This window comes from Candidatus Zixiibacteriota bacterium, from assembly GCA_035380245.1.
Lineage (GTDB): Bacteria > Zixibacteria > MSB-5A5 > GN15 > FEB-12 > DAOSXA01.
Map to the genome: position 1 here is coordinate 770108 of DAOSXA010000002.1, position 17544 is coordinate 787651.

At 54.2% G+C, this 17544-nt stretch carries 14 protein-coding genes; all 14 read right to left on the bottom strand.

Going from position 1 to position 17544, the window contains the following annotated elements:
* The 14 genes from PLF13_08415 to PLF13_08480 all read right to left on the bottom strand — a co-directional run bounded on the left by PLF13_08415 (position 1) and on the right by PLF13_08480 (position 17538).
* Positions 1–807, bottom strand: coding sequence for a tetratricopeptide repeat protein (locus PLF13_08415; protein ID HOP07298.1), 807 nt, complete (start codon positions 805–807; stop codon positions 1–3).
* On the bottom strand, positions 800–1822 hold the full coding sequence (locus PLF13_08420) for a VWA domain-containing protein (protein ID HOP07299.1): 1023 nt from the start codon (positions 1820–1822) through the stop codon (positions 800–802). The genes PLF13_08415 and PLF13_08420 overlap by 8 nt, the downstream gene beginning before the upstream one ends.
* 12 nt (positions 1823–1834) lie before the next feature.
* Entirely contained in the window at positions 1835–2875 is a 1041-nt protein-coding gene (locus PLF13_08425) for a VWA domain-containing protein (GenBank protein HOP07300.1), read from the bottom strand.
* Entirely contained in the window at positions 2875–3846 is a 972-nt protein-coding gene (locus tag PLF13_08430) for a hypothetical protein (GenBank protein HOP07301.1), read from the bottom strand. The genes PLF13_08425 and PLF13_08430 overlap by 1 nt, the downstream gene beginning before the upstream one ends.
* Before the next feature lie 47 nt (positions 3847–3893).
* Positions 3894–4790: a hypothetical protein gene (locus PLF13_08435; protein ID HOP07302.1), complete on the bottom strand. Its 897-nt coding sequence runs from the start codon at positions 4788–4790 to the stop codon at positions 3894–3896.
* The gene (locus PLF13_08440; protein ID HOP07303.1) at positions 4787–5662 is read right to left on the bottom strand and encodes a DUF58 domain-containing protein; all 876 of its coding nucleotides are present in this window, start codon (positions 5660–5662) and stop codon (positions 4787–4789) included. The genes PLF13_08435 and PLF13_08440 overlap by 4 nt, the downstream gene beginning before the upstream one ends.
* A gap of 9 nt (positions 5663–5671) precedes the next feature.
* Positions 5672–6661 carry a MoxR family ATPase gene (locus PLF13_08445; protein ID HOP07304.1) on the bottom strand — a complete coding sequence of 330 codons (990 nt, stop codon included), beginning with the start codon at positions 6659–6661 and terminating at the stop codon, positions 5672–5674.
* 24 nt (positions 6662–6685) lie between these two features.
* Positions 6686–7543, bottom strand: a complete 858-nt coding sequence (locus PLF13_08450; GenBank protein HOP07305.1) for a hypothetical protein — start codon at positions 7541–7543, stop codon at positions 6686–6688.
* Positions 7544–7678: 135 nt separating this feature from the next.
* Positions 7679–8530: a geranylgeranylglycerol-phosphate geranylgeranyltransferase gene (locus PLF13_08455; GenBank protein HOP07306.1), complete on the bottom strand. Its 852-nt coding sequence runs from the start codon at positions 8528–8530 to the stop codon at positions 7679–7681.
* A 112-nt stretch (positions 8531–8642) separates the two neighbouring features.
* Entirely contained in the window at positions 8643–9605 is a 963-nt protein-coding gene (locus tag PLF13_08460; protein HOP07307.1) for an NHL repeat-containing protein, read from the bottom strand.
* Positions 9589–10395, bottom strand: coding sequence for a DUF5683 domain-containing protein (locus tag PLF13_08465; GenBank protein HOP07308.1), 807 nt, complete (start codon positions 10393–10395; stop codon positions 9589–9591). The genes PLF13_08460 and PLF13_08465 overlap by 17 nt, the downstream gene beginning before the upstream one ends.
* 20 nt (positions 10396–10415) lie before the next feature.
* Positions 10416–11330: a hypothetical protein gene (locus PLF13_08470; GenBank protein HOP07309.1), complete on the bottom strand. Its 915-nt coding sequence runs from the start codon at positions 11328–11330 to the stop codon at positions 10416–10418.
* A 24-nt stretch (positions 11331–11354) separates the two neighbouring features.
* A complete protein-coding gene (locus PLF13_08475) occupies positions 11355–14687 on the bottom strand; it encodes a T9SS type A sorting domain-containing protein (GenBank protein HOP07310.1) in 3333 nt (1110 codons plus the stop codon).
* 16 nt (positions 14688–14703) lie between these two features.
* The gene (locus tag PLF13_08480; GenBank protein HOP07311.1) at positions 14704–17538 is read right to left on the bottom strand and encodes a PorV/PorQ family protein; all 2835 of its coding nucleotides are present in this window, start codon (positions 17536–17538) and stop codon (positions 14704–14706) included.
* Positions 17539–17544: the final 6 nt, after the last annotated feature.

The following is a 17544-nucleotide window of genomic DNA, read 5'->3' on the forward strand; positions in this document are numbered from 1 at the left end:
TTACCAGTCTTTCGAACTCCTGTAGTTGCCTCTTATTTTGGGCTTTTTCAAGTTTTTTTGGACTTCCTGCTCATCGTCCCGAATGGCGTTGAGAATCCGCTCAGCATCTTCTTTGGACATCTCCATTTGCTGCTGGTCCATTTGTTGCTGTTCCATATCCTGCGGCCCCTGCTGTTGATCGTTCGGCTGAGGCTGCTGTTGCTGCTGGGTGGAGTCCTGTCCCTGATTCTGATCAGGCTGCTGCTGTTGTTGGGTCGAATCCTTCTGTTGTTCCTGCCCCTGCTGTTGTTGCTGCTGTTGGGTGGAATCCTGCTGCTGTTGCTGCTGCTGATCATTTTTCTGTTGCTGTTGCTGCTCTTGCGGTTTCATCTGTTCCTTCAGCAGCTTCCGGCTTAACTCGAGATTGAACTTGGCATCCTCATCGTCCGGATTTATCTCAAGATACTTCTGATATTCCTCAATCGCCTTATCCAGCTTGCTTTGTCGGAAATAAGTGTTGCCGAGATTATAATGCGCTCGCCCTTCCTGTTGGATATCCTCCGTCTCGAACGCCTTGGCATAGTGTTCGGCAGCCTGCTCGTAGTCACCGGCGCCGTATAAAGCTCCGCCGATATTGTACTCAAGCTCCGGGCTTTCCGGTCGCTCCGTCTCGGCATCGCGGTACATATTGAGAGCTTTCTGGAAGTCGCCGGTGTTGGCGGCTTCGTTGCCGCGTCGCACTAAATCGGCAAAGGTTTCCGCCTGAGCAGAGACCGCCGCTGTCACCAGGCCGACAAGCAGGGCATATTTCATAACTTGCTTACGCATGCTCTCTCTCCCGGTTTACCTTTTTACGCTCGGGGATAAAGAATTCTCCGATAACGAGCACCAGCGCAATCAGCAGCGGCCATTGGAAGCGGTCGTCGTAATGTGTCACCAGGGTGCCTTCGAGTTCCTTCTTCTCCATTTTGGAGATTTCGTCGAAGATTTTATCCAGTTCTATTTCCCCCGCCGTGGCATGGTAGTATTTGCCGCTGGTGGTCAGAGCGATTTCGCGCAGGGTTTCTTCATCGAGCCGAGTCATGATAACTTCGCCGCTCTCGTCCTTGCGGAAGCCCATCTGCTGTCCGTTGCGGTCGAGCACCGGGATCGGCTCACCGGCGGGATTCCCGATACCCACCGTATAAATCTTGATACCTTCCTGTCGGGCTGCCTCGGCTTCCTCGACAACGCCACCTTCATGGTCTTCGCCGTCGGTCAGGAGCAACAAGACTTTGTGCTTTTTAGACTGCTGATCGAACGATTTCATCGCCGTCTCGATCGCCGATTTGAGCGATGTTCCCTGAACCGAAACCGAATTCTGATCCATCGAGGTCAGCAACAGTCGCGCGGCGGAGTAATCGAGCGTAAGCGGGCATTGCACGAACGCTTCACCGGCAAAAGCGATCAGGCCAATACGGTCACCGTGCAGGTGGTCGATGATGCCGTGCAACTCCTGTTTGGCTTTTTCCAGGCGGTTGGGGACCATATCTCGAGCCGACATGGAATTCGAGACATCGACCGCGACCATGATATCGATCCCCTCGCGCTTGAGCAGTTCCATGTGAGTTCCGAACTGCAACCGGGCCAGCACCAGTACCAGGAACACCATCCCGATCAACAATACCGTTATCTTGGTGGCTTGCCGGGCAAAGGAGATATCCGGAGCAATCTTGACAATCAACGGAATGTCACCGAACCGCGCGAGGAGCTTTTTCTTGCGAATCAGCATGGTAAAGGCAAAAAGCCCCAACAGGACAACGCCCGCAAGAATCAGTAAATTATAAGGATCTGCAAATCGCATATCATATATCCGTTACGGCAGTTTTCTCAGTAAGGTGTTGCTCAACAGGACTTCCAGCGCCAGCAGAAGCAGACCGGCTATAGTGAAATAGACGAACAACTCCCGGTATCTGACATGTTCCGCTACTTCAATCTTGGTTTTTTCCATCTGGTCGATCAAACCGTAAATCTCATCGAGCTCTTCGCCTGAACGCGCCCGGAAGTATTTACCTCCGGTTATCGAGGCAATTTCCTTCAGCGTTTTCTCATCGACCTTGGTAGGCTGGTTGACATAGCGCTTGCCGAAAAGCGGGTCCGGTATCGGAGTCAGGGCATAGCCCGGCCGACCGGCGCCGATGGTGTAGATCTTGATCCCCATCGCTTTGGCCAGATTGGCCGCGGTGATCGGGTCAATTTCGCCCATGTTGTTGTCGCCGTCGGTCAGGAGAATCATGATCTTACTCTTGGCTTCGGACTCCCTCAGCCGATTAACGCCGTTGGCGATGGCCATACCGATCGCCGTACCATCCTTCACCATACCGAAATCGACATCGTCCACGAAATCCAGCAGAACGCCGTAGTCGGTGGTCAGGGGACATTGAGTAAACGAGAAACCGGCGAACACCACCAGACCGATACGGTCGTTGAGACGGCGTTCGATGAATTTCTTGATCTCTTCCTTGGCCACGTACAGACGGTTGTTCGGTTTGAAATCCTCCGCCTGCATGGATGAGGAGACATCGAGCGCCAACATAATGTCGATCCCTTCCGAAGTCACTTCCTGGTATTGCGTGCCGGACCGCGGCCGGGCAAAAGCCACTACGAGCACCATCACGGCCAGGATCCGCAGCAACGGTATCAGCGGCAGAAGGCGCGTACGGCCGCTGCGAGCGGCACGTCGGACAATACGAAGATCGGAGTATTTTATGGCCGCCGTTACGCGGCGACGACGGAAGAAATAATAGTAACCCATGTAAAGAGCCAGCAGCAGCCCGACCGTTAGGATAATCCAGGGACTGATGGTAATCTCGTGACCGAAGAGGTCTATGGAAAAGCCGGCCAGTTCAAAGTCCATCAGGCCACCCCCTTCGGCTCATCCTGTTCGTTGACTGTCTGCGGCGCCTGACGGCGCATATAATCGGCCCGTACCGCTTCGACAATATCATGGGCTTCGGACAAATCCTGTTCCGCCCGCTCCAGGCCCGGCTCGTGTTTGGCGAACTTGACCAGGTCGGCGTGCTTGAGAAATTCGGCACAACGCGGATAAATGTCACCCGGCATCGGCACCTGCAGGAACGTATCGAGGAACTGCTCGGTGGTCATTTCGAGCACATCACGCAGGTACATCACACCCAGATAGCCACGGACAATCTCGGTCAATTCGACGTAATACTGTTTGAACCGTTGCTCCGTCAGCAAATTGCTGTTTTGCAGTTGCGCGAGTGACTCGAACGCAATCTCCCAGGGCTTACGGGGATCGACCGGTTCCGCCTGTCTACGACGGCTGCGCAGCCAGATCAATAACGGGATCAACAGCAACAGGAGCAGCAACAAAGCTCCCCCGCCGTAGTAATACAGTTTCAGGTCACGTTCGAATTCGTACGGTGCTTTCAGCGGGCGAATGTCGGCCGTATCGGAGGCGTTTTCCAGCAACGAGAGCACCTTAATCGGGACCGCTTCCGACAATACCACTTTATGGGTGGAATCCGGCAATGTGAACAACACCGGAATGGGCGGGATCACATAATCACCGGTAGTGAAGGTCGATACGATAAATTTATTATCGCTACGGATACGACCGTCATCGAGCCGGGTGATAACATCCGCCTGATAATCCTTGATCTCGAAACCGCCCAGATTGGCCCCCAGCGGCGGCGGCACCAGTTCGTAGGTCGAATCGTACACGATACTCAGGGTGTACTCGACCCGGTCGCCGATATAACACTCCGCTTTATCCACCGAGGTATGAATCTCGATTCCCGGCAGTGAAGCCACCGTATCCGGGATGTCGGCCTGGGCATAAGCACCGGCGACGGAGAGAGCCATGAGCAACAATGCTATATATAGTCGTCTAAGCAGCATGTCAGTCTGATCTATTTCATCCTTTTGTCAAAAAACTCGACCTTCTCGGCCTCGGCGAGGTGTGCGATATAATCCTGGAAGGCCGACTGAGCCTTTTCGGTTTGATAGTCCATAAAAACCTGGGCACGCACCGAATCGTACGGCGCACCGTCGTAATGGTCGTTTTTCCGCGCCAGATAGAAGTTACGAACATCAGCCGTGTCGATTTTGATATCCGGCATGACCTTGTCAACGACGTACTTGTCCACCAGCAGCTTCTTGTGCAGAAGTCGTTCCTGGTTCCGGATATCCGGATCATCGGTGTAGTTTTCACGCTCGGCCGCCCTGAAAAGCAACTCCATGCCAACATATTGATGCAGGTATTCCGCTCGTGCTTCAGGCGTGGAAAACTGCTTTTGGATTTCCGGCGGGAGGGTTTGTATGCTGTTTTCAACCTCCGAGCGCCAGATCGGGCGTTCGCCCACCTGGGCTACGATCTCGTCTCCAGCTGCGGGCGGTGTGTAGTCGATATCGGTCGCGGCGGCCATCTGCCGGGTGGCATCGACCATGCGCCCCATCTTCTGCAACGACGCCACCAGATTACGGGATAGTTCGGCTTTAAACGATCCTTCGGGATCGAGCGCACGCGCGCGGACGTACCAGGCCGCGGCGTGAGGATAGTCGGCCAGGTCTTCATAGTATATCTTGCCCATCAGGTAACAGATATTGGCCTGGGCCGGATCATCGAGCAGATTGCTTTCGACCAGTTCTTCATACTCGTCCAGCGCCGCTTCATAGAGCTTGTTGTCGCGCAGTTCACCGGCCAGTTTCTTATGCCGTTCGATCGTAATCTGCGGATTCTCGCCGCTGTTGCAACCGACCAGGACCAGCGCTGCCAGACACAGCGAAATTGTCAATCCGCGAATCATCGCCGTCCCTCCCGCGCCTTGAAGAAATTGACCAGGGGAACTATATATGACTCATTGCTCTGAATGTCGATGAAATCCAGGTCGATTTTGCGGAATTCATGCTGAAGGCGCAACGAGTCCTCATTCGCTTTGGCTGCGAAATCCTTGCGGAAGGCTCGTGACCCGGTGTCGATCGTGAACACCTCGCCCGTCTCGGCGTCTTCGAGTTCGATGATGCCGACATTTTCGAAGGTCGACTCCCGGGGATCGCTGATCTTGATCGCAATCAGATCGTGCTTACGATTGGCGATCTGCAACGGCTGCGAGAAATCGTCCGACATGAAGTCGCTGACCAGGAACACGACCGATTTACGCTTCACCACCCGCGAGAAATACTCGAGGGCGCCGGCGATGTTGGTCCCTCGGCCTTTCGGTCTGAAAAACAACACTTCCCGGATCAGGCGCAACACGTGCCCCCGTCCTTTCTGCGGCGGGATGTATTTTTCCACCTCATCGGTGAAAATGATCATACCGACCTTGTCGTTGTTCTTGATCGCCGAAAAGGCCAGGAGCGCACACAGTTCCGCGGCGGTTTCGTTTTTGAAACGCTCGCGCGTACCGAAACGACCTGACGAGGAGGCATCGTAAAGCAACACCACCGAGAGTTCGCGCTCTTCCTTGAATTTCTTCACGTACGGAAAGCCGGTGCGGGCGGTGACGTTCCAGTCAATGAGACGGATATCATCACCCGGCACGTACTCACGGACTTCCTCGAACTCCATCCCCTGCCCTTTGAAGGTGGAATGGTATTCACCGCTGAACATATCGTTCACCAGTTTTTTAGTCCGGATTTCAATGCGGCGAATCCGTTTGAGAACATCTTTCGGCAGCATAACGATCCCTTACGGCACCTCGACCGCGTCGAAAACCCTGGTAACGATGTGATCGGAGTCGATTTCTTCGGCTTCCGCCTCGAAAGTTACGATCACGCGGTGACGCAGCACGTCGTGACCGATCACCTTGATATCCTCGGGTGTCACATATCCCCGGCCTTTGAGGAAAGCATGGGCTTTGGCGGCCAGGTTGAGATAGATCGTGGCACGGGGCGAAGCACCGAAATCGATCATATCCTTCAGATCGGCCAGACCGTATTTCTCGGGTTCACGGGTCGCGAATACCAGGTTAACGATATACTCCTTGGCGCGGTCATCGACGTAGATATCGCGCAGCACCCTGCGGGCCTGCATAATTTCAGCCGGAGTTACCACCGGCGATAACTTGGGAATCGCCGAGCCGGTGTTGCGATCCATAATCTCACGTTCTTCGGCCGGTGTCGGATAACCGATCTTGAGTTTGAGCATGAAACGGTCCACCTGTGCCTCGGGCAGCGGGTAGGTTCCTTCCTGCTCGATCGGGTTCTGCGTTGCCAAGACGAGGAAAGGCTCGTCTAATTTGTGGGTTTCATCGCTGATCGTGACCTGGCGTTCCTGCATCGCCTCCAGCAGAGCCGACTGCACCTTGGCGGGAGCGCGGTTGATTTCATCGGCAAGGATGATATTCGCAAAAATCGGCCCCTTCTTGACCGTGAATTGTGAATTCTGCGGATTGTAGATCATCGTACCGATCAGGTCGGCCGGCAACAGATCCGGCGTAAACTGCAGCCGTTGGAACTTGGCGTCAATACTGTCAGCCAGCGTTTTTACCGAAAGAGTCTTGGCCAGCCCAGGAACGCCTTCGATCAGGATATGACCATCGGCGAGAATACCGATCAGGAGTCGCTCGACCAGGTATTTCTGGCCCACGATAACACTGGATATCTGATCGGTCAGGCGCTGGACAAAGGCAGATTCCTTCTCGACCTGAGCCTGAATCTGATCAATGTCGGTTTGCATCTGTCCTCCAAAAGTTATTCAAAATCAACTTTTCTTTTCAAACCATGCACGGATCTCCGCCTCGAGGCGGATCACCTCACCCGGCTCGGCTTTCACCGGTCGGTATTTGTCGAGACGAGCCCGGGTAAACCATCCGGCCAGCTTTTCCGCCTCGGCAGCGTTCATACCTTTCTCTGTCAACTCGTCCGCCAGCTTCTCGTCGCCGATCCCGTCGGGCGACAGACCGGTTACGGAAACCAGATACTCACTCAGTATCCTACACAGACTATCTTGAAACCGTTTCAAATCGTTTCCGGAATTTTGCCTGGCAAGACTCAGATCGGCGAGGAATTTGTCCCCCGGTCGCAGATCCGGTTCGGTCGGTCGATTACGCTTCATGAACCACCAGGCCGCGCCGGCGCCCCCGAGCACGATCACCACGATCAAACCGATCAGCCATGAGGTCGATGATCCCTCGTCCTCGATCTTCGGTTGCGGCTCGGCAATTTGTACCGTGAGCGCTTCGGTGACCAACTCCCCGGGAATCGAATCGGGCCAGGTGACATATTCAATCGTCACCGGCGAGATATAACCGAGCCCGGATGATTTGGGAATCAAAGTATACTGGAACGTTTTCGTGGTGACTTCATCCTCGCCGCTGCCGGCCGTGGCAACCGAGGAAACGAAACCACGAACCCTCATTTTATCTATTTCAGGGCTGAGCGGTTTGGGAAAGCGATAGGCTGCCTGGGAGCCGTCCCAGATGAGCTTAATCTTGAACCGGACCGAGTCCTCGAAAGCAACCTGGCTTTTTGATAGAGATTGTGAGACCGTTATCCCCGCCGAAGCGGCGACGGTCAGCATGACCGTTATAATCGCAGAAACGACAAATGTTTTTAGCATAGGCACAAATCAGCTTCCTTTGCTCGTTCAAAGCTCTATCAGCCAACCTGTCTCACCCTGCTATCGTCCCGAAGGGACGTATCTGCCACATTTGGATTATACCAGGGCGAGTTACGATTGTTTCAATAAAATATGTCAGGCCAGAATCAGCGCAACAGCCCCAACCGCCATAGCTGCTTTCAGGGCAAACGAGCCGATTCCAAAAGCCTTTCGACCCGGCCTGGCGATTATGAAAAGAAATCCGAGGGTAAGAGGCAAGTCAATAATATACAACGTGATAACCTTGTAGTAAGGGCCGTACCAGCCTTTCCAGACCGGAACGATAGTGGCCGCCGCCAACAACAGCAGCAATATAAACGAAAGTACCAGCGCTCCGCGTACGCCGGTTTTCTGCGGCAGGGTAATAATCCCAAGAGCACGATCGCCCTCGATGTCTTCGATATCTTTGACGATCTCACGTATTAAATGCAGCAGGAAAGCAAACACCGCCGGAATGAGCGGTCCGGGTAAACGCCAGGCCATTTCGGGAATGGTCGCCAGACCTCCGGTGATGAAAGTCATTGCCCCCAATAAAGCAATAATGATATTGCCCGCCAGCGGAATCCGTTTGACGCGGAGATTGTACAGCAACAATAACACGATAGCCAGAACAACCATTATGGTAACCGGCCCACTGAGCCAAACGGCGTTTAACAAAGCCAGGAGGTTCAGAATGATTGACAACCACAACGCATAACGGGGACTTAAGGCTTGCCGCACGAGTACTCGATCGGGGCGATTGACCCGGTCGATCTCGACATCACACAGATCGTTTACCACGTTGCCGGCAGCGCATACCAGAAATGCCGACAGCGCTGCCATGGCCGGACCGTAATAGTGCATTGAAACCGGAGTAAGGTACGCCCCGACAATAACTCCGACCGCAGCCAGCAGGCAGTTAACCGGGCGGATGATTTTAATCGTTTCGAGGGTGGTTGGCACGTACATACGCTAAGTACCGGAGACCCGACACGTCAACTTTTATCTGGTAAGACAGCGCTGGAGGTTGCCCCGGTGTTCGCTCAGGAACGACAGAAATGTGTTATCCCGTTATCAGGAATCAGTCGGTAAGAAGTTTTAGCACCAGCAAACGATTGTTGCCGGTGTCCGAGAGCAGAAGACGTCCGTCAGGCAAAACGACGATATCGGATGGTCTTTTCAACGGGATATCGCTTCCGATTAGTTTCGGCCCCCATTGTCCGACCAGTTTTCCATTCGCCGTATAGAGGAACAAAGCTCCCTCATCGGCGCCGTCGACCAGCCAGATTCGGCTGCGGTCGGCCACCGCCGCAATGGGATAACCGGCCGGAAGATTCTTGAACTCGTATTTATAACGACCGAAACCATCGTAACAAATGATCCGTCCGTTACCCGCATCACAGATACAGGGATAATCATCACGATCCAGAAATATCTTCTCCGGGCTGCGTAACTGACCGCCGTCCCAGCCGAAATCGCCAAAGACGGTATCGAACGTTCCGACGAAATCGAACACCGCCACCTGATTGTTGTCGCGATCGGTCACCCAGTAATCGGTGTTCGACAACCTTTGAGCCGATACCGGCCAACCCAGACGGTTCAGATCGTCCTCGTCCCGGAAAGGCACCTCGCGTTCAAGGATCAACCGTTTGTCCAGCATGGCCAGACGGTTGTGCCCTTCATCCACCACGGTCAGATTGCCGAGGATATCAACCGACACGTATCCGGGGTCTTTCAACGGACCGATACCGTCAAATGATTCCCCGCTCTCTAAAATCGGAGTCAGTTCTTCGTTGAAAAGTACGACACGATGGTTTCCACGGTCCACGACCGCTACCGAACCATTCGGCGTGAGGGCAAGGCCATAGGGTCGATCAAGAGATTTGTTGAAAACGACACCGCTAATTTCCCCGTCGATGATCACAACCGTCGGAGCGGGGCGGGTGTCAAGAATGGTCGCCGGTTTCCGGGGACAGCCCGACAGCGTAAGGAGCAATATCAACGCTGCCGGGATTATCCGGATAAAATCAGAACTTCTTGACAAGAGTTAAACCAACCTGAAGGTTATTCCCCACCGGTCCGGCATCAACCCGATACTCCAGCTTGTTATTATCGCTGTCGACCAGATCATCCATTCGACGTCCTGAATGGTTGGCGGCGTGAATGGCGTCAATCACGGATACGATGCGAAGCAGAACCATAACGCCAATAGTGAAATCCGCCCGGCGATCGAATTCCTTGGCCCGGTTTTTGGTGTGTCGGAACAAAGCCTTGGCGGCATCGGAATCCCACGACCAATGGTTGGCGGCGTTATCCGCCAGATAGGGACGCTCTCGGTCAAGCGCCCGGCCGAGTTCGTTGTAGACATAAATGTCATCGTAGAACCCGACATAGTCGATTATTTCCTCGTCGCGGCCTTCGAGATCGATTCCGGCATGCTCGCGGGCGATGCGGATATAATCGTCTTCTTTCCAGTTGCTGTAAGTCCGGAAGCCGATATACGCTATCCAGCTCATGGCTTCGCCGGCAAAGAAATATCGCGCCTTCTTCTTCTGGCCGACATAATGCTCGCCCAATCCCGGCAAAAGCAACGAATACATCGCTGCTACCCTGGCCGACTTACGGCCGTGGCCTTCTTCGACGGCGGCCGTCTCCACGGATTTGCTGCTGCCGTCGAAGATCGAAGGTTTGTCCAGGGTCGGTCCCGCCAGGGTGGTATTGAGAGCAAAGCCTGCCTGCATGGCATTCTGTACCGGGGTGCTTTTCATTTCAACGGCCGACACCGACAGGGCGCCGATCATCACCAGCACCGCCGCGAAAAACACGGCTTTCATGTTTGATCTTCTTATCCGCATCAGAACCTGTACGACACCGTTACGTAAGGAGTGTCCTTCCAACTGTAATAGCTGCGGAGTCCCGGTTGTATTTTTACGCGTGCGAACTCCTGGTCATAACGCAGTGAATTGTTATGTCCTTTAGTCATGAAGTAGGCTTCGAAAGCACTCACCAGGTGGTTGGCCATGATAACGAAAACGAACTTCATCGATTTATCGTACTCGTTGTTGGCGTCATTACGCATGGTTTCGTATTTTTCGCGGTTGACCGATGCCGGCGTGCTCGCGGCGTCCTTGATCGTGTCTACCTGGCCATCCAGATCATCCCAGGTCAGACCGTTCAATTCCGCGTCGTCCCAGGCCCAGGCAAACTGCGAGTATTTGCCGGTCATTTCAAAAAACTGCTGTGTCTCCTGATCCGGAAGCACGTGCGTAATTTCCTTGGGTCGAGGACTGAGTAAGTCAGGCCGTGTAGTGTCATAGACATGAACCAGGTATTCGTAATAACGAGCCCTCATCCAATGATCGCGGTTGAACTGCTCATACTCATCGGTCAGGTCGTTTCCGTTGCTATGGTATTTAAGAGCCTGACTCCAGCCTAACACCTCAAGAGCCAGAAAAGCAACCGGCTTGATTCGGCTGCCGTAATACCATTGCCCCAGTCCGGGCACGGCCAGTGAGTACAAAAACGCCTTTCCCGGAGATTTATAGTCGGGCGGGGTAGACTGAGCCTGAGCAATCGCGGAAAGCGACAGATCCTCTTCCGCATCCTCGGACGAGAAACTCAGAGTGGCTGTCTCCGAGCCGTTGTCGTAACCGTACCTCGTCGAGGTCAGGGCTTGATCGAAAACGGATGGAGTGATTTCTGAGGCGTTCGCGGCCGCGGCCAAAACGACCATCAGGATAAACGCGCTCAGTGTTGTGACAAATCTCATTTGTCCTCTCATTGATATTGCTCCTTATCTGATAATTGCAATGTCGGTAAAAGCGGTCTCATGAGAGCCGGCCATGTCGACGTCGATAACACAGCGATAAACTCCCGGGGTCTGCGATCCGCATACCCAGACCTGTTCATTGTCTACTCCGCCGTTAACCGGGCCGTTCATCTCGGCCACTTTTTGTCCGGAGAGATCGTATATACGCAATTTCACTTCAGTCGCCTGACTCGGCAGGAAGTAACGGATCGTGGTCTGTCCTTCCGTTACCGGGTTAGGATATGAGTAGAACTTATCTTCATCGAATCCGGAGGCGAAAACCGCCGGGGTGGTCAACTGGCTGTCAGACAACCGGAAGGTGCCTTCCGGATCATGCCCGTACATCGGCCAGTAATCGGTCGTGGTATCGGCGTCTACCTCCCAGGCGTAGAACCAGCCGTCGGACCCCTTATATCCGATCCGGCCGCCGCTTGAGTCGACCCAGTAGACCACGCTGCCCAGGCCGGTTTCACCGGACGACACCGGGAAACCATATGTCATGTCCGGTCCCATCGAATTGATATTGCCGGCCAGAGTCGGGAACATCGTTTCAGGTATACCGTCGTCGGCAATATCCGCCACGATCGGAGCGGCAATGACATCATCATCCGGGAACCGATCGTTCACTTCGACCGGGAAACCGGTAATCAGCGTCAACTCGTGATTGAAGGCATAGAGCTCGTTGTAACCGGCAATCAGCAACTCTGGATAACCGTCGTCGTTGATATCCGCCGCTACCGGGTTGGTCTGGAATCGGTATCCGGTTGCCTTGTCGGCTATAACCGTATACTCCGGCGATGTCCCGAGTGTCGGCAAGGTCGACAAATCGACCGAGACGAGTACGATTTCACCGTCGGCCGACATAAGAGCGATGTCGTAGGCGCCGTCACGATTGAAGTCGGCCATCACCGGTCCGTATTCGAAACGACCTTCGATCTCGGCAGTCACGGTCGATTGATCCGTTACGACGTAATCGCGGTCGGTGATATCCAGATAATGGAACCGGGTATAGGCGGTCTGACCGGCCTGTTCTTCGTCGCCGGAAACGACAATCACGGCGTTGTCGGTTCGCACCATACCGAAAAACTCATCGGTCGTAATCTGGGCAAGCTGACGGGGCGCCGAGTCGATCGTATCTTTGACAACCACCTTACCGGCTCCGGTAAGGATTACCAGCCGGTCGCCGAACGACATGCCCAGCGGATAATCTCCGGTCATTCTGATCAAACCGGAAGGAACCGGATCGGCGATTCCGTCGCCGTTGTCATCGGTCGGCTGTACCACCAGCACTTTATCGTCGGTTCCGACGGCCAACAATCTCGGTGAGGTTTCATCGCCGAAATCACCGGTGACGATATTACCGACGATTGTCCCGCCGGGGCTGAAATAGACCGGCATCTCATGGCTGCGGCCCGGATGAACCGAGGCAATGGCCGTATCCGTGAATACGATACAAGGATCACACTCGGTGATTCGATGCAGAAAATTGCCGCCGTCGGCATCACTGACCATCACTCGGTCATCGTAAGAGAAAATGATCTCGGGGACACCGTCCCGATCGAGGTCATCGACGATCGGGGAGTAACCGTAATACACCAGACTGGGCGTACCGCCGCGTACCGGGAAGCCGTCGACCAAACGTTCCGTTTCCAGATCGAACGTGATTAGAGTATCGAGCCGCTTGGGGAAACCTCCCACGAACTCCAGTTGGCGCTGGATGTCGGTCACGCGCACCCTGGTGTTGTTGCCGGAATTATCGATCGCCGGCGGATTGGTGTTGGGCGTAAAGGAACTGTTGCGATCTTCGCGGAACAAGTCCTCTTCGCAGCCGAAACGTCTCGATCCGAATTCGTAGTAACCGGACATATCAATGACACCGTCCGCTTCCATCAGGCTGACGAAGCGTCGCGAGGGATCGTTCTGGAGGGTATTGTCGTCGAAATTGTTCACCCCGTCGCCGTCGTAGTCGAGCACCGTCACGCCTTCATCGACGTGATAGATCGCCAGACCGGAACCGGGCAGAAGAAAATCATATTCACCGGACGGCTCGGCGGTTGCGGAGTCGGCCGGCCAGAGAAAGACCCAGTTGGAGTCGGCCTTAAGACCGGTGGCGCGCCCGTCGGGATTGACCACACGGTTCTCCAATAAATAGTATTCGTTTTCACTGATCGGAATCCGGGCGACCTTGATTCCCTCGGAGACGATCTCGGCCGCTGCAATCGGAATTTCCGTTCCCTGGCGAAAATCGTACACTTCGACGAAACCTAAATACGCCCGTGACCAGGCACAGGGAAATACCGGAAAGGCTCCGAACACCCGTCCGACATCATAACCCAGATCGACCGCGGTTCCGAAACCGTTGTGATCCATCAGGGCAAAATCACCCACGGAGGTGATAAAGGTCGAGGTCGTATAGAGATCGACCAGCCCCAACTGATGCCCGAACTCATGGGCAATCACGGCGTTCAGCGCCGTTGCGCGATTGTCCTGACAACCGGTCTCGGGCATGATCAGAGCATCGAGAATCTGCGTGGAATCGTTGTCCACCAACAAGGTGTCATCGTCTCGATAGCGAATATAGCCGGTGTACAGATCGGAACAGGTGGTCGGGAAACCGAGATCGTTCTGCTGATCGGACCCGGCATGAAATAAGAAATACGAATCGTAGTCGGAAAATTCCAGGTCCGGCGATGCTTCATCGGCCACCTCGAAACAATCCAGGAAGTATTGCTCCAGCCCCCATACGATCGTGTCAAAAGCCACGTCGCTGGGGAGACCGCTGTAGCAAGGCCCGTAGTAGTTCATCTCGCGCGGTAATTGATAGGCCGAATCCGAAGTTTTGGGCCAGATATCCCAGGTAAGCGTGATCCGCCCCTGCGAGACGGTCTCGTAATAAGCCGACAGGGCTTTCATATGCGAGGTGTAATAGTCGTTATTGTGGGGAGGGGGATCGACCCAATGACCGAGGGAATCGTAATAGGCAACCGAGTCGACGATATGGGTCATGTTCATCAGACCGCGCCCGGTGGTATTGGGATCGTCCACTTCCTCGTACTGGAATTCGAACTTCATCACCAGGACATGAATCGTGTCCAGGGCATCGGCCAGAGCCATGGTCGGCAACGCACCCGGTTTGCTCCGCTCCAGAGGAAGCAATTCCCGGGGCGGTCGCTGCTGCGCCAGAGAATGATGAACGACTTTATTGAAACTCTCCCGGTCGCCATCATCCACGCGCTTCATCGGCAGAACCTCACCCGGTCCGGCCAGAGCACCGGTTACGATCAGAAGCACAAATCCTATGGTCCAGAATATACGCAAGAGTGAATCCTTACAGTTAGAGTAGGAGCGAGAACGACGACCTGAGCGTATTCTTAAGAGCCGCCGCCGATTCACCGCTGGTGCTTGGGATATAAGCGAAATCAAACTGGAAGCGATTGATCAAACGAACACCGAAACCCAGCGTCGGAGTTTTAACATCGCCTTCCTGATCGTAGATATAACCGCCCCGCAGGAAGACCAGATCGGAATAAGCCATCTCGGCTCCGAAGTTGAACACGACTTGCTTCATCTCTTCGCTGAAGCCGTCATCCAACCCTACCATGATCTTGTTGGCCTCAGCCGTCAGAAGAACCTGATACCAGTCGGATTGCAGGAATTTATAGGCGAATCCTACCGCGAGGTTACGCGGAAGCGGGTCGGACTGCGAAGCATCGATATATGACATGCTCGGACCGAGGTTGGTGAAAGCCATACCAAGGTTCAAACGCGGGCTCCAATGATACAGCATGCCGAAATCAACCGCGAAGCCGGTCGAAGTTCCTTTACCCTTTTCATAAGCGGTGCCGATATCGGAAAGTTTGGAGTACATGATCTTGGCCGAAAGACCGACTTTGAGTTTCTGCGTCAGCGGGACACCGTAGGATCCGGTAAACGCCACGTCGAACGATTCGAATACATCCAGGGTATCACCGAACTGACCGGTGCGAAGCATCTCACCGTAAGTGATAAAGGTAACACAACCGCCGAACGTACCCCAGTTCTCGGTCCCTTTGACGAAAGAGACAAATTCGTAATAAACGTCGTCCGTCAATTCCGGCAGCCATTTGGCGTGCATAAACGTGAACTGCGACCGGGCCGAGGCCTTGGTAACTACTCGTTCCGGAGTCGCCAGCCACAGTTCTTTGCCGTTGGCCACAGCACCGATGGATTTTGTGTGCGCCAGGTTGCGGATCGAACTGCGGCTCCAGTAAACCGCATCGTATTCGATCATCCCGGCATCGGTGGCGAAGAACAACCGTTTGAGACCGTAACAAATCTGGGTGATCGCACAGGCGGCGGGATTACGATAGATTTTAATTCGCTGCCCGACCTCGAGATTGTCCCCGTCGAGCATATTGATATCTCTAATCTGTCGAGCATAGGTTTCCGCCGCGGCGACATCAGTATGGCGCTTGGCCGCCACGACATCGTCGAATGTATCCCCTTCCTTGATACGATAGGTACGATAGCCCGGAAGATCCCAGGAACTGCCGTTGAATACCATCAAACCGTATTCACTACCGATCCAGACGTTCTGATCACGCCCGGCGAAAATATCATTGACTTTCCCGATCAAACCGGCCGTATACGGGACTCTGATGATCATCCCCGGCTCGATATCGTCGATATTGAAATCTCCGACGGGGATTTCCTCTACCGTTGCCTCTTCGGTGGTTACCTCGGCCGCAACTTCAGCGGTGTCGGCCGGGATTTCTTCCACAGCGACTTCTTCCACGGCGACAGAATCTTCGGCAACCATCGCAGTATCGAGCCCGGTGCCCGCCAAAACCTGCGATATCATATCCTCGTTTTCATCAGCGGTGGAGTCTTCGACAGCAACTTCTCCGGCGTTCGCCTGGAGGGCAATTCCGTTGAGCATCAAGTCGCGGTTGACCTCACGCATTTTATTCAGCATTGACTGCTTCTCGGTCTCAGAGCCGAAAATCGCGAATTTCTCCGCAATCGACTCCGGAGTATCGTCCAGAAGCACAGTGTAGGCCAAGCAGTTCGACCAGGTTACTCCATCGTAGTGGTAAAGGTCCTGATCGATTACAACCCAGATATTACTCAGATCAGCGGCGCCGATAGCCATCACGGGGCCCTTCGGCAATTTATCCAGACCTTGCACCGGTCCCAGACGCTGTCCGGCAAAACGGGCCAAGCCGGAATCCGTACCGATAAAAGCCTGCTCACCGATTGTCGCCAGACTGAGGATATTGTTCGAGGGTAATCCGTCTTCCATTTTAAACGTCTGCCAGGTACGACCGTTGTAGAATGTCAGACCGCCCTCGCCGCCAAACAACACTCCACGATCGACCGAAGTGATAACCTTCGGTTCATATTCAAAAATCGCTGAATACGGAACTTTGAGTTCCTCGGGAATGAATCGCATCCTTGATTTTTCCACGGCAATCGAGATACGATCAGCTTCGACTTCAGTGATTTCTCCATCCTTACTTCCGTCAGTGAGGTATTCCTCGACCTGTTCGACCTTCTCCCAGTTAATCCGGCATTGACCGTAGGCCGCCATGAGAGAATCCAGATATACCTCCAGAGAACTGCGCTCGGAGTAATCGGCCGACACCGTATTGAGGATCGCCGTCTTCAACGAATCGAGATACTCTTCGGATTTACGGTTGTTCGCCTGCGCCACTCGTTCAGCCGTTGCCGCAACTTGCTCTTCATCGGTCAGGTTGAAATACTGCCGGGCGATATCCGCTACCGTCTGGTCCGTGGTCGTGGAAAACGTTTCGTCCAGATACCAGTCTTTATTATCACTGCGAGCGACACCCTTGGCCGTCAAACCCCAGACCTCGAACGCAGTGTAGTCGTTGCCGCCGCTTTGACGAACGCTGGCAATAGCCGTCAATGGTTGCAAATCCGCGGGGACTTTGTTCTCGATCCAGGAATTAGCCAGCGGATAGGCGCCCAGACCGGCCGGGTTCCAATGGGTCGCGGTGGCATCGTCGGCAATCGCTACGAACGCCTCACCCATACCGGCGGCACGTGCTCCGGCGGCAATTCTTAGATACAACACCGCAGCGTTGGAAATGTCGGCTTGAGCTTCACTGACCAGCAGCAGCGCCATTAACACAACAGCCAGTGAGAGTATCAACCTGTGTGGACTCATCGGGGT